Below are 14602 nucleotides of genomic sequence, written 5' to 3' on the forward strand. Positions count from 1 at the left end.
AAATTCTAATAAAATAGCATGTAACTAAAGATTTAGTTTTATATTTACTAAATCTTTAGTTATTAGAATTACATAACGGTTTGATAAAAATAAACGCTAAAATACAACCAGATGAATCTTAAAATACTTCTATTTCTTTTGCTGTTACTGAATACTTCCCTAAACCCTATTTTTGGACAAAATCTCAAAGTAGAGTTAAGCTTTCAGTCAGACACAGTAGTCAATTCATTCACTGTCTTCGCATTAGGAAAAGCAGATGTTAAATCTGACATCAGATGGAATACCTCCAAATTCGACAAAACCAGTTTTACAACAACGCGGTCTATCTATCTTAAAAGCATAGACGAGACCTTGGGAATATTAATCGGAGAGAACAATGAAGCTAAGAAATTTATAGTTTTTGATCAAAATATGAACCATGACTTTAACGATGACCAGGTGATTTACTTTCAGGATACCATAAATTCCTCCAGCAAGGGTAACTACAAGACGTTTAACAGTTCCATAAAGAGGCCGAAAGGAGAACCTGTTCCGGTTACCTTTGATTACACGATCATAAAGCCTAAAGCCCTGCGGCTTGATTTGGGAGATCATTTAGAAAATAAATTCTTTTTTGCCTATCGCAACAGAAATTACTACTCAAAGCAGGTGGATATAGGGGGAAAGAAATTTTACTTCTACCTTGTTCCCAAAAAGCCATTAGATTTTACGCGTAATTCAGTAAAATTATTCGTAGCAGATTCAGCAATTGATTTTGTAATGCTTAAAAAAAACCAAAACCTGGCGAAAGGATATCATGTGGGCGACAAAATCACAGTAAACAATGAATATTATGCAATAAATAACATTTCAGCTAATGGTTTACAAATGAGCCTTACAAAAATAACTGATGAAAAACCTATTGGAATAAACGTCGGCTTCTTCGCTCCTGAGCTTTCTTTTGTAACTCTTGAAAATAAAAAATTCAAGCTATCTGACTTAAAAACAAAATATGTGCTATTGGAATACTGGGGAACATGGTGCAGTCCATGTAAAGCCATATTACCTTCCTTAAAAACTTTGTACGAAGCTAATAAAGGGAACAATTTATCCATTATCAGCATTGCCTGTAATGACAAATTGGATCCTGTTAAGAAGCATATAGAAAAATATCAAATAGATTGGATACAAGTTCTCAATGCCAGCAATGGCAATGCAAACTTTGCTGATAATTATGAAATTGACGGGTATCCAGGCTTTCTATTGATTGATTCATTCGGTAAAATAGTTTTCCGTGACTCCGGGATCAATGGATTTGATAACTTAAAGAACTTTATAGAGGCTAATACCAAGTAGGCAGATTACATTTTATCTATCCCATATAATCTGCCTGCCTGCTTAACAATGCACGATACTTGTTAAATATTGCTGTTTTGGAAATGAAACCAAGGTACCTTCCCTGCTGATCCAGCACCGGCAGGATCCAGACATTTTCCTTTTCCATTTTCTGAAGTACGGCTTTCATACTGCTGTCTTCAAATATTGTCGCCGGGGCAGCCTGCATCAGGTCATTCACCGTATTCATTTCATTATTGTCTATTTTCCTTTTCAGCACATCCTCTACATAAACCAACCCTTTAAAGCCGCCGTCATCTCCTAACACAGGGAAAATGTTCCTCTTCGACTGTAAAATATCAGTCATTTTCTCTGCAATGAGTTCATCTTCATGCAGACTGAGGTAATCTTTTTCAACCAGATGTTTCAGCTTCATCATTTGCAGAACGGTACTGTCTTTGTCCTCATGCGACATCAGATCACCACTTTCAGCCAGGGGACGGGTGTAAATAGAATACTTATTTTTACTGCGGTTGATCAGGTAAGAAATCGCTGAGGTAATCATTAAAGGCACCATAAGTACATAACCACCCGTAATCTCCGCAATCAGAAATATACCGGTCAGAGGCGCATGCATAATTGCGCTTAACGAAGCCGCCATCCCCGCCACGATAAAGTTAGCCACATTCAAATGTGCAATGCCTAATGTATTGGCAGAAAAAGCAACGACAAATCCCAATAAACCACCTACAATTAAGCTGGGTGCAAAAATACCGCCATTTCCCCCTGCGCCAAGCGTAACCAGCGTAGCTACAGATTTAGCAAAAACAGTAACAACGGTAAATAGAATGATCATCCAGGAAACATTGCTGTATTCGGAAAATATGCTGTTGGTAATGACTGCCGAATAATTTCCTCCAAGCAGATTTCTGATGGTAACATAGCCTTCTCCATATAAGGTCGGAAACAAGAACACCATCAAACCAAGTACCAGTCCTCCGACTACAACTTTCTTATAGGGATGTTTGATCTTGTAAAAAAAGGATTTGATCGCATAATTTGCCTTGGTGAAATAGATGGAAAAAAAACCAATGATAACGGCGAGTATAATGTAATAGATCAGCGCGTCCATCTTCCATCCTTCTGTAACGAGAAAAAAGAGTTGCTCATTAAAGAAAAACCTGGCCACAACTGCTGCTGTTGCAGAGGCTAATAACAATGGAATAAATGCGGGAATGGTAAATTCAGGGAGCAATATTTCAATGGCAAACACGATACCTGCAATCGGACTAGTGAATGCAGCCGAAATACCGGCCGCAGCACCGCATGCCAGCAACATCGTCGTTTCGCGGTAGGAAAGGCCAAGAAAACGGCCAACAACAGATCCTATGCCTGAGCCGCTGGTCACAATAGGCGCCTCCAGTCCCGTAGACCCGCCAAAACCAACTGTCAAAGCTGCAGTAATGATCTGGGAATAAATATTATGGGGTTCTACCTTACTGGACTTTTTAGAAATGGTATACAATAATGGAGTCAGTCCGGTTTCAAATTTCCCCTTTCTAATAAACCTGCGTACATACATAACTGATAGCAGAATCCCGATAAATGGGAAAAAGAAAAACAGGTAGTATTTATACTGCCAGTGAAAGCCGCTTTGCAAAAACTCTTCTATATGATGGGTTACGGTCTTTAAAAGTGCCGCTGCAAGTCCTGCCAGTACGCCGACAATCAGTGCAGCGATAACCAGGAAGTTCCTGTTTGATATTTTAGTCTTCCGGTAGTGGTTAATCGCGTCAACATAATTTACCAGCCGTACATACATAGCTTAAAATTTAGGCATCAAATTTATCAAGTAATTTGATGAGGGTTGCAAAATCTTTTGGGTATGGAGCGTCAATAAATATATCCTGGTCATCAATTCCTTTGAATGTAACATACCTTGCATGTAAAGCAAAACGCTTCATAATCGGCTGTTCTTCATCATCCTTGGCTATGCGATAACCTTTTTTCATGCTGGAAAGGTAAACCGGCTTCCCCTTGTACATGATGTCCCCAACTATGGCAGCACGCTGGGTTGCAAGGTGGATCCGGATCTGGTGCATCCTGCCGGTTACAGGCTTACATTCTACCAGGGTATAATGTCTGTAATTCTTGAGGGTATTGAAATAGGTTTCGGCACGTTTGCCTTCTTTCCTGTCTATGGTCACGTTTTTATTGCCGTCATTCAGAATGGGCAGGTCAATGAACAGGTCATTAAACGTAAATTGACCGTCTACAACGGCATGGTAAACTTTATTTACCTTACGACGCTCAAACTGCATCGATACATGACGGTAAGCTTCCGGTGTTTTGGCTATGATAATCGCACCGGAAGTCTCTTTATCCAAACGATGACAAACCTGGGCATCTGATGAATATTGCTTGGCAAGACGAAGGATATTTACTTCACCTGAACCTCCGCGCTCATCAAGCGATGCTACAAAAGGTGGTTTATTTACGACGATATAATCATCGTTTTCGAACAGTATAAGGTCTTTAAAATTTGGGTACTTCACTCGGTAATTTTATGTAAAACACAAAAGTACGTATTTTCCCGTCATTGGGAGGAAGAATGACCGTCTGTTTTAAGAAAGCTCAAATTTATAGCCTACACCTTTGACTGTTGCCACATAATTTTCTCCCAGCTTTTCACGGAGTTTGCGAATGTGCACATCTATCGTACGGTTGGTAACTACAACTGAATCCTCCCAGATGTTCTTTAAGATAGACTCTCTGGTGTATACTTTTCCTGGCTTAGAAGCCAATAGGTAAAGCAGTTCGAATTCTTTTTTAGCCAATACTACTTTCTGTCCGTTCTGATATACCAGGTAAGCTTCTCTGTCTATCACAAGGTCTCCTATCTCGACTTTATTATCTGATACCTCATCGGCACTTGAATTTCTTCTCAATATGGCATTGATGCGGCTTACAAGTGCCCTTGGCTTAATCGGCTTGGCGATATAATCATCTGCACCTACATTAAATCCGGCTATTTCCGAATACTCTTCACTTCGGGCTGTTAAAAACACCATAAAGGTATTTTTGAATTCAGGAATGGCACGCATGAGTCTGCAAGCCTCAATACCATCCATTTTGGGCATCATGATGTCCAGGATGATTAAATCAGGGTGAACTTTCTTTGCAACGCTGATACCTTCCTGACCATTATTAGCCAAAAATACCTGATACCCCTCTTTTTTTAGGTTATATTCTATTAACTCTAAAATATCTGGTTCATCATCAACAATCAGTATCTTCTGTTTTACGGTGCTCATAGCTTTAATTATTTGTTACGAAATTAGGTAATCAATTATAATATACCGTTAAAACGAAGTTAACAAATTGTTAACAGACTCATGTATATTAACATGAATTTAGGGTTACCGTAAAGTTTTATTTAAAAAAGCGTCAAGCTCTTCACCACGCAGGTTTTTAGCCAGAATCTTTCCATTGGGATCAATTAAAAATGAACTTGGAATGGCTTCAATCTGATATAACCTTACCGTCGGTCCCTCAAAATCTTTCAGTTCGCTGGCATGGTTCCAGGTCAGCTGATCGTCCGCGATCGCCTTTTTCCATGCCGCAACATCTTTATCTAAAGAAATGCCAAGTACGGTGAAGTTTTTATCTTTGAATTGCTGATAGGCCTTAACAAGATTTGGGTTCTCTTGTCTGCAAGGCATACACCATGATGCCCAAAAATCCAATAAAACATATTTCCCCTTGAAATCGGAAAGTTTCACAGGTTTGCCATCCAGGCCATCAATAGTAAAATCAGGCGCAATCTGCCCTACCTGCACCGCTTTCAGGCCTGCCATTCTTTTAAGGAATTCTGTTACCGCCTCATTGTCGTTAAAGCTGCTTTTTATTTTATCTGAATAGTCAACTACCTCTTTCTCGTATTCAGCAGGGTTTAAAAGATTGATCGCATAAAACCCGGCCAGTGATTCTGTATTGTCCTGAGCAAATTTCAGAATGGTCTTGTTCAGAGATTCCACTTCAGCATTGTATTGTGGCTTGATTTGCTCCATGATCATCTCACGCTTATCTGGCTGGGCCGCTACAGTTTCTTCAAATTGTGTCTGTATGGTATTGATACGAGCAATGTATGCGTTTTTAGTGGTATTTAATTCCTGTAACTTATCTGCCTCTCTTGCACCTGAAATGTGGTAAGCTAAGGTTTTATCACCCAGATCCGCAGTAATTTTAATAACATCTCCGTTTTTCGCGATGATCATGTATTCATGATTGTCCGCAGTAATCCTAAAGAAATCTACACCCGGTGTACTATGGCTAAATTTGAATTCTCCTTTATCTGAAAACACGGTAGAATCAAGCGCAACCGCATTATCTTTTTTTAAACCAAACAGGTACACTTTACTTTTTGGCGCCGCATTTTTAAATTCACCGTTGATTACAAATTTACTGTTGTCTTTACATGACGCGAAAGCCACGCAAAGTAGGATTAATAGAAAATTGATTCTGTTCATGTTACTTTAGTTTTTCCTGTAGGATTTCATTTATTTTCTGAGGATTGGCTTTTCCTTTTGCCAGTTTCATTACTTCACCGACAAAAAGGCCCAATACTCCTTTTTTTCCTTTTTTATACGCCTGTACCTGCGCATCATACTTTTGAAGTACGGTATCCACAAATCCACTCAGCTCATCGCTGTTTTCGGCTATCAGCAGGTTTTGTTCTGCAGCGAGCTTCGCTACATCAGCGTTTTCAGACTTCATGACCAGCGGCAGTAATTGCTGCAATGCAATCTGCTGTGTGATCTTTTTATCGTCGACCAGGTTAATGACATCGGCAAGCTGTTCTGCACTCACTTTAAAGTCTGATATACTGATCCCCTGCTCACTCAACAACGCCCTCACTGATCCTGTTAGCCAGTTGACCAGACTTTTCGGGTTATTTATCCCGGCCAGCGCTGTATTGAAATAATTCAGCAACTCATGATCTTCTGAAAGCATAGTCGCTTCTGAAGCATTCATTCCATAGTCATGAATCAACTGTTTGGAAATTTCACGCGGTAATGCCGGCATATCAAATTTCAGCTGGGCCAGCCACTCATCGGAGATGTGTATAGGTGCCAGATCCGGATCTGGAAAATACCGGTAATCATTGGCTTCTTCTTTACTCCTCATCGGCGAAGTGGTGCCCTGCTCTGCATCAAAATTCAGGGTACTCTGAATAATTTTCCCCCCGGCAGAAATCACTTCTGCCTGTCTGTTAAATTCAAAGTCCATCGCCCTGCGCACGTTCCTGATTGAATTCAGGTTTTTTACTTCGCACCGGGTACCAAACTCGGTTGCCCCCGCCGGACGAATAGAAATATTGGCATCACAGCGTAAACTGCCTTCTTCCATATTTCCGTCGCTTACGTCTAAATGGCGTACGAGTTTTCTCATCTCTGTGAGCAGCGCAGAGGCTTCTTCTGAACTCCGTATATCTGGTTCAGTAACTATTTCTATAAGTGGAACTCCCGCCCTGTTGAGGTCTACATAGGAATACCGGTCATTCTGATCATGCATACTTTTGCCTGCATCCTCTTCAAGATGGATCCTGTTGATCCCTATTCTTTTTTCTTCTCCATTGCTCAATACCACATCCAGGTATCCGTTCTGACAAATAGGTTTATTGTCCTGTGTGATCTGGTATCCTTTAGGCAGGTCGGCATAGAAGTAATTCTTCCGGTCGAAATAATTGACCTGATTAATGGTGCAATTCAGGGCCAAACCCATCCTTACAGCTTTAGCAACGACTTCTTTATTCAGTTTTGGCAGTGCACCCGGCAAGGCAAGTGATACCGCTGATATATGCTCATTCGGTCCGGCACCGAATTCGGCACTGTCCGACGAGAATATTTTTGTTTGTGTATTTAGTTGTACGTGTATTTCCAAGCCAGATACCAGTTCATATACTGATGGGGAAACTTCGGTTTTCGTACTCATTTATAGGCAATAATTTAACTTGAATCAATATGTATTAGACATACAAACATAACTATTTATGCGTTATTAATACAGCTTTGTACTCATAATTATACTTATGGCACAAACTTTGAATTTAATATTACACACACAAATATTAAAACCACAATTCTATGAAAAGACTAATTTTACTGGCGATGCTCGGATTGGCATTCTCAGTAGCACCTCCCGCAAAAGCTCAGGTTAATGTGAGCATCAACATCGGATCGCAACCGCAATGGGGTCCCAGGGGTTATGACCATGTAGATTATTACTACATGCCGGAAATTGAAAGTTACTATTACGTCCCTACCAGACAGTTTATTTATTATAGTGGAAATCGGTGGATCCATTCACGCTCACTTCCGTCGAGATACAGAAGCTATAATTTATATTCCGGAAGGAAATATGTAGTCAATGCCCCGCATCCTTACAGAAATCACAATGTGTATAAGGTAAAATACAACAACCATTATAGCAACAGAGGTCCTGTTCATTACAGCAACGACAGACACTATAAAAATAAAGATAAAGGCAGGGGACATTATGAAAGAGATCACGGACGTGGTAGGAAACGTGACAATGACAGATATGAAGTGAGAAGAGAAAGAAGAGATCCCGGTATAGAACGGATCATCAGACCCAGAGGATAAAAAGAGAGGCCGGACAAATGTCCGGCCTTTGTATTAATAACTCAATTTTACTGTCGCAGTTATTGATGTTTCCTGTTTGTCCTGCACATAATTACTCAGGGATTCCAACAGATGATGGTATGATTTACTATTGCTGATCTGACAAAGTACCTGATGCCTGACCGCCGCATTTAAATAGGCGCCGATATCATTTCCAATTTTCAATTCCGTGCTATGCTTAAATAAAGTGGTAAAAACCTCCTTCACGATGATCCGCGACTCCTCCTCATTTCTGAGGATCTTAAAAGCTGAAATATAAAGTACCTTCCAGTATTTTTCATAAATTAAACCTATCGCATACTCATCCCCTTTTTCGAACAAAGAAAGTAACTGTTTATCTGTAAGTCCTAAATATCTTTCATCTTGAGATACGCTGTCAATTTTACCTGGTTCCATTCAATTATAATTTAAAAAATTTACCCTTACACCTAAATACAAGGGCAAATATAATAAAGTCTACCTATTTAGTAGTATTTAATTTAAATTATTTTTATCTGGGATATTTCAGGCTATTTCATCATCTCTTTTACCTGGGCAATGGTTACATTTTCTGCCACAACTACTCCCTTTTCATCAAGCAGGAACATAGCCGGGATCGTACGGATTTTCCAAGCGACTGAAGTAGCCCCTTTATCCAGATAGCTTGGCCATTTCAGCTGCTCTTCTTTTTCAGCTTTCAGCCAGTCTGCTTCTTTTTTATCAATGGAAATGCTGACAATCTGTAGCCCTTTCTTATTCATTTCCTCATACAAGGCTTTTAAAGCAGGGATGGATTTACGGCAAGGCTGGCACCATGATGCCCAGAAATCTACCAGGGTATATTTATTTCCTTTCACAAGTTGACTCAGTGCAGCATCTTTCTTATCATTGGTTGCCGCTTCAAAAGCCGGTGCTTTCTCCCCTAAAAATCCTTTGGGAAACAATTCTTCTTTTATTTTCTGTCCGTAATAGCTTTCCTGAGCTGTTTTAGACAGGGAATTAAATAATGGCTTTTGCTCTGGTGTGAAATAGCTATAAGCATTCAGCATCAGGAACGCACCCCACCAGGAATCCTTATGCGCAGTGATCAGGTCGGTAGACGTCTTGGTTACATTCGCAAAGAAAGCTTTTTCTTCTGCCTCAAATGTTTTGTAAGCTTCCGTTTTATACAAGGAATCCAGTTTTGCATTGTTTTTATCTCTCCTTGCAGCACCAACCTGTTTTGCGATGGCCTCTCCCCTTTTATTGTAGGCGATGTGCTCTTCATTCAATTTTTCCCTATAAGCAACCTTTTTCAGGTACGCTTCATGAATGGGACTTCCGGTAACTTTCAGGTTTTTCAGATCCAGAAATTTATTGCCATTTCGTTCGGTTAAGCTTGCCGCAGCACTAACCGCTACTTTAGATGTGGTATTGTCTACCATCACCTGGCAGCCACCATAATATCCTTTAGCTGCTATCCTGAACAATCTCGGTTCGTTTACTGACCCGCTAAATGTAAAGTGGCCGTTTTTTACCGGAATACTGGCGATTGCCTTTTCATCATCATGTGAACCTGAAGGGATGAGTTCCAATACTGTTCCGTCAGACAGGCCGGTAAATGTCCCTGTAATGGTATAACCGGGAGGTTTTGCGGCCAGTGTTACCAGGCTACACAGCAGCAATAAAAATGTGTATGTGATTTTGATTGATTTCATGTGTTTATTTATTTGAAGATTGTTGCCAGTTTCTTTTCCAATGCATCACCTCTGAGGTCTTTCGCGATGATTTTCCCGTCTGCATCTAACAGAAAACTGGTAGGGATAGATTTGATTCCATATTCCGAAGCCAGGTCACTTTTCCAGCCTTTCAAATCAGATGCATGCAACCAGGTCAGCTGATCTGATGCTATGGCTTTTTCCCAGTTTGCTTTTTTATCATCCAGTGAAACACCCAGGATTTCAAAGCCCTTATCGTGGTATTTAGCATAGGCTTTTACCAGATTTGGGTTTTCTTTACGGCAAGGACCGCACCAGCTGGCCCAAAAATCAACCAGGACTACCTTGCCTTTTAAAGAAGACAACTTCAATGGTTTGCCATCTATATCCGGCAGAGTGAAATCAGGTTTCACACCAATACCTGTTTTTGCGGCTACCCTTAGTGATTCACCAAGCTCTTTTCCATAAAATGAATTCTTCCCTTTAGCGGATAAAGCGGCATAATTTAGTTTAGCCTGCTCAGGATTCGGATAGTTCACAAAACGATCTGTGATGACAAACGGTGCCATTGATGAAGAAGGGTATTTTTTTACGAAAACCTGCACAGAGTCAATCAGGCGTTTGTTCAATTTCTCAAATTCAGCGTCGACATCACTTCTGTCGCCGTTCTTGTCTATTTTCGTAATGCTGTCGGCCATTTTATACAATACACCTGCACGTGCAGTGATTGTAGCCCAGCCTTTGCTCCACTCTTCCCACAATTCCTGCTCTCCGGCGCCGGTAATCACGGCCTGGTTCAGCTTACCCAGATCTCCATTGATCTGGATCTTTTCATTAGGCTGAATGACAATTGTTTTATACTGACGTCCGAAACGTAAACCATATAGTAAAGTACCGGGTGTATTTCCTTTAAAACTGAAAGCACCATCTACAGCTACTGTAGAATCAGCTATATTTTTACCACCTGCAGATGCGGTGAGGAATACTTTTTCATTGCCTAAGCCACTTATTTTACCTTCAACAGTAAAATTGGTTTGCGTATAGACCGTTCCAACTGACATCAGAGGACTCAATATTATCAGCATGAATTTCTTCAATTGACCATTTAGTTTTTTCATCTATATTTTTTTAGGTGCGTTAATATTTATAAGCCAGGTCTACGATTTTGGAGAAACCAGTAAACTGTTTGGTAAATGAACCCATTGCTCCAAGTTGACTTAAAGTGAAATAATAAAGTTTTCCTTCAGTTCCATTCCAGGTCGCAACCACAAGTCTGGCCAGCTTCACAGGAGCTGTATCCTGATAGGTAAACTTGGCGTATTTAATTGCCGTAACGTTTTCTCCTGCAGGAAAAGTATAATTCTCTACTACTGTATTTGAACCTGTTTCGTAACGCGACAATACATTGGCATTGCCATAATAGATATGACCTGTATTGGTAGATCCGGCTGCCGCAGTATAATTCAAAACACCCGGAGCATTCATTTCTTTTTTCTCAATTGTCAGGTTTGGTGTGGCTGTGGAAGTATTTTGCGTCTTAAAGCGCAGCAACCAAGGCTTATTATCAGCGCTTTTCATGATCGCATTGTATTGGTGAACCTGATCTGCTGAATCCAGAAACAACATATCCATACCAACATTGTTTAAGTCAAATGCACTGGTACTGGCATTTGGCGGAAACGCGGTTAAAGATCCCGCGCCAGGTGTTGGACTATAAGCAATTACGCTATAAAATCTTTTAGAAGTATTGTCGTAAAACATGCCATCTACGTTTGGCCCTCCTACTGCATAAGGTGCGAGTGAATAATTCAGATTACCCGACGTATTTAATGCAGCGTCACCCCATTTTTTCACTCCCGGGAAGCCCCCTACAAGGTTAGTATGAGCCTTACCATTGTTGACGATCAATCCCAGGTTCGCAAGCTTAGAAGAAGTTGCTGTGGTACTAACCCAGGTCAACAATTGAGGTTTCTGAATACTTGGAGCAAGGTAAAACAAATGACTATAGTCAAATTTCTTAACCATAGTCAGGTAATTGTATTCCTGACTTCCACCATCTGCCAGAATGTACAATCTTTTACCTGAAGGTGAGATGTCTTCTGAAATAGAGAAGGTAGTAATTTGCAATTTCGTCGGTTTAACCAACGGCGCAGTGTTGCGACTGGTGTATACGTTGTTCTCTACAGTATTGTCAGGAAAAATAAAGGACAGGTCGCCTGCGCCGTTTTTATCTTCGAGCAATATCCAGCCATTTCCGTACTTATTTCCGATGACGATTCTGTAAGTAATGTATGAACCGACACCCGACTCCCTATCTGTTACTTTTAACCTAAGCACATAAGGCTCGCCCAGGGTAAATATGTCGGGAGTAATTGGATACTTCAGTTCGTATTCATTGGTGATCACGGTACGAGGCGAAGCAAGACTGATGTTTCCATTACTGTTGTACAAGGTCCAGGAAAAGTCAAGCTTATCCATTTTTTCCTTCATACTCAAGGTCAGTTCTGGTTTAAGGTTTAATGTCTCACCCGGAAAAACAGTAATGACAGATTTTGATTTAGGATCATCTATTTTGATTTCGTTGATTGGGATCAGCGAATCATTGCTTTTATCTTTATAGCATCCTGTAGCGAGCAAAATCACTAACAATAAGAGGCCATTGATTTTATTATTTGTAAAGTTCATCTTCTTTCAATATTAATTATCAAAAAATATCTAGCTTGGAAAAAATACTTCGTCTCCATTTTCATCGATTAAAGGACCATGGGTCTGATTGTATTCTAATAGCGCATTTCTGGCACGACCTGCCAGGAAACGGGAATCTCCGGGGAATGGAAATGAATTCCAGTCAGTTCTGCCGGTCACGTCCAGAAGAAACCTGAATTTTACTTCCGAGTATTCACCAAAATAAGTTTTCCAGGCTGAATCCCAGTTTGTCGGTTTTTTCAGAATATCTGTAATCGTCAGCTTATACCTCAGCTTAGCTGGATAACCCGCCTTCAATTCCTCGTTATCTTTTATATCGAATATGACCTGAACTGTGCTGTCTTTTAAACCTGACTTTCTGTATAAATACACAGGAACCGAAGCAGAAAATTCATTGGCTTTTACTATCGCAGGTCCAAGCTTATAATGGTACCCGGCCTTTGCAGTTGCACCATCCCGCACCTGAAGGTTTATTATCCTGTCTTTAGGCGATGCATTGCCAATTATTCTGTAATTGATCAAAATCGTATCAGATTCTACAGTGGTTGGGCTCGTTGCAAATGTGTATTCTATGCTATCAGGAAAGTTGTAGTTGTATATCGCTGTTGGTTCTTCAAAAAGCTTTTGATCGTCTTTTGTGCAGGAAGCTAAGAGCAATCCCACTGCAAACACTAAGAACCCTTTTTTTATACTTATTTTCATAATGGTTGTCTTAAATTAATTGGCTGATCCGAACTCTAACTCTGTGTTTGGCAAAGGGAAAATATACCTGGCTTTATTCATCTGGATCATCGCTGTTGCAGAGGTTCCACCATTCCAGATCGCGGCAGTATTTTTCCTTTTGAAGTAATGCCATAGCTGACCTTCGCCATAAAACTCCTTCCGGTATTCCAGCATAATTTGCGTTTCAAGCGCCGCTGCACTGGCGGGCACCGCGATCTCAGCATTCAATCTGCCAGTTCTCACTGCATTGAAAAACTTAGTCGCCTCTGTTAGATCCGGCGATGATTCAGCGGCTATATAATACATTTCCGCCAATTTGATCACCGGGATTAATCTTTGCTTTACATTTGCCTGGCTATCACTCCAATATTTTTTATTATATATCACGTTGTCGTTCACAGTGAGCCAAAGATTCTTGGAAGCAGCGAGGGACCTGATATCATTGGTCTGGCCGCTTACTCCAGTATCATAAACAATATTTAGAGCAGCTTTGGTAGACCATAAATCAGTAGTCTCTCCTCCCGTTGCAGTATTCTTAAAAACATCATCCGCCACTACCTTTAAGTTAGATACATAAATGGAGAAGATGTGTTCCGAGCTAAAGGTAAGATCTGACGTTACCTGTGTAGGGTCTACTACTAAAGCACTTTGGTTTACGAAATTGAATTTACCGCTGCCTATTACTTCCGTAGCATATTTAAGCGCATTCACCTTGTCGCCCTTAAATTGATAAAGCCTGGCCAATGCTGCTTTTACAGCCCAGTAATTCAAATGATTCTGACGGTATTGCAAAAACAAATCCGGATTGGTACTTCCCTGATTACCGGCGATCTGGTCTATTGCCTGGTTAACTGACAACAATTGTTCTGCTGCTTTTAAATCTGCTTCACAAAGACTGAGCGCTGTACCCAGATTCACACGGGCATTTGGAGCTACCGAAAAATCTTTCATATAGGTAATGGATGGTGATGCAGCATTTGCACCATCGCTATAACTATCTGAAAATAAGCGCATCAATTCAAAATGTAAAAATCCACGCATACCAATAGCTTCTCCTTTGACGATACTAGCTGATGTCGCATCAAGCACGCCATTGTCCACGTTCCTCAGCACATAATTTGCCTGGGCTATCGTACTGTACGTAGTTGCAAAAAGATCATCTATCACTGCCTGAACTTCCGCATCTGTATAATTGAAGGCTGCAAGTTTGGCGTATAGTGACGTGGCAATAGAACGGTTTTGATAGCGCTGGCATAAAATATCTAACAGACCGAAGGTTAGATTTCTTCCATACATGGCAGGTTTGGCTGCATTCTGATAGATCCCAAACAATCCATCAATAAATCCTTGTCTTTTGCTGAACTGGGAATCCTCTTTTACTGTGGTTTTAGGACTTACATCCAACCATTTGTTGCAGGAGGTAAACAACAATAGCATCCCAAAAATATATGCCGGCAAAAGTTGTTTAATGTGTTTCAT

Annotated in this window: 13 protein-coding genes; 2 read left to right on the forward strand and 11 right to left on the reverse strand. The window is 40.5% G+C overall.

The genetic code is table 11. The features are described 5' to 3' along the window. Positions 1 to 111: 111 nt before the first annotated feature. A complete protein-coding gene (locus R2Q78_RS04055) occupies positions 112 to 1335 on the forward strand; it encodes a TlpA disulfide reductase family protein (RefSeq protein WP_316789109.1) in 1224 nt (407 codons plus the stop codon). A gap of 16 nt (positions 1336 to 1351) precedes the next feature. Here the strand turns inward: R2Q78_RS04055 and R2Q78_RS04060 are convergent, their stop codons facing one another. From R2Q78_RS04060 to gatB, 5 genes are all read right to left on the reverse strand, one after another. Continuing rightward, entirely contained in the window at positions 1352 to 3136 is a 1785-nt protein-coding gene (locus tag R2Q78_RS04060) for a chloride channel protein (RefSeq protein ID WP_316789111.1), read from the reverse strand. A gap of 10 nt (positions 3137 to 3146) precedes the next feature. Next, a complete protein-coding gene (locus R2Q78_RS04065) occupies positions 3147 to 3869 on the reverse strand; it encodes an RNA pseudouridine synthase (protein WP_316789112.1) in 723 nt (240 codons plus the stop codon). A 69-nt stretch (positions 3870 to 3938) separates the two neighbouring features. Then, on the reverse strand, positions 3939 to 4628 hold the full coding sequence (locus tag R2Q78_RS04070; protein WP_316789114.1) for a response regulator transcription factor: 690 nt from the start codon (positions 4626 to 4628) through the stop codon (positions 3939 to 3941). A gap of 105 nt (positions 4629 to 4733) precedes the next feature. Beyond that, complete coding sequence (locus R2Q78_RS04075; RefSeq protein WP_316789116.1) at positions 4734 to 5843, reverse strand: TlpA disulfide reductase family protein; 1110 nt, start codon at positions 5841 to 5843, stop codon at positions 4734 to 4736. Position 5844: 1 nt separating this feature from the next. Next, a complete protein-coding gene (gene gatB, locus R2Q78_RS04080; protein WP_316789118.1) occupies positions 5845 to 7308 on the reverse strand; it encodes an Asp-tRNA(Asn)/Glu-tRNA(Gln) amidotransferase subunit GatB in 1464 nt (487 codons plus the stop codon). A 152-nt stretch (positions 7309 to 7460) separates the two neighbouring features. Between gatB and R2Q78_RS04085 the strand changes: the two genes are divergently transcribed. Continuing rightward, a complete protein-coding gene (locus R2Q78_RS04085) occupies positions 7461 to 7979 on the forward strand; it encodes a hypothetical protein (RefSeq protein ID WP_316789120.1) in 519 nt (172 codons plus the stop codon). A 33-nt stretch (positions 7980 to 8012) separates the two neighbouring features. On the opposite strand, the gene R2Q78_RS04090 is transcribed toward R2Q78_RS04085, so the two are convergent. The 6 genes from R2Q78_RS04090 to R2Q78_RS04115 all read right to left on the reverse strand — a co-directional run bounded on the left by R2Q78_RS04090 (position 8013) and on the right by R2Q78_RS04115 (position 14602). Then, the gene (locus R2Q78_RS04090; RefSeq protein WP_316789122.1) at positions 8013 to 8414 is read right to left on the reverse strand and encodes a hypothetical protein; all 402 of its coding nucleotides are present in this window, start codon (positions 8412 to 8414) and stop codon (positions 8013 to 8015) included. A gap of 113 nt (positions 8415 to 8527) precedes the next feature. Beyond that, positions 8528 to 9694, reverse strand: a complete 1167-nt coding sequence (locus R2Q78_RS04095; protein WP_316789123.1) for a TlpA disulfide reductase family protein — start codon at positions 9692 to 9694, stop codon at positions 8528 to 8530. An 8-nt stretch (positions 9695 to 9702) separates the two neighbouring features. After that, positions 9703 to 10812: an AhpC/TSA family protein gene (locus R2Q78_RS04100; protein WP_316789125.1), complete on the reverse strand. Its 1110-nt coding sequence runs from the start codon at positions 10810 to 10812 to the stop codon at positions 9703 to 9705. A gap of 19 nt (positions 10813 to 10831) precedes the next feature. Beyond that, on the reverse strand, positions 10832 to 12379 hold the full coding sequence (locus tag R2Q78_RS04105) for a PKD-like family lipoprotein (protein ID WP_316789127.1): 1548 nt from the start codon (positions 12377 to 12379) through the stop codon (positions 10832 to 10834). Between the two features lie 30 nt (positions 12380 to 12409). After that, complete coding sequence (locus tag R2Q78_RS04110; protein WP_316789129.1) at positions 12410 to 13102, reverse strand: DUF4843 domain-containing protein; 693 nt, start codon at positions 13100 to 13102, stop codon at positions 12410 to 12412. 15 nt (positions 13103 to 13117) lie between these two features. Next, positions 13118 to 14602, reverse strand: coding sequence for a RagB/SusD family nutrient uptake outer membrane protein (locus R2Q78_RS04115; protein ID WP_316789131.1), 1485 nt, complete (start codon positions 14600 to 14602; stop codon positions 13118 to 13120).

The sequence above is a fragment of the Pedobacter frigoris genome (assembly GCF_032678645.1).
Taxonomy (GTDB): Bacteria; Bacteroidota; Bacteroidia; order Sphingobacteriales; family Sphingobacteriaceae; genus Pedobacter; species Pedobacter frigoris_A.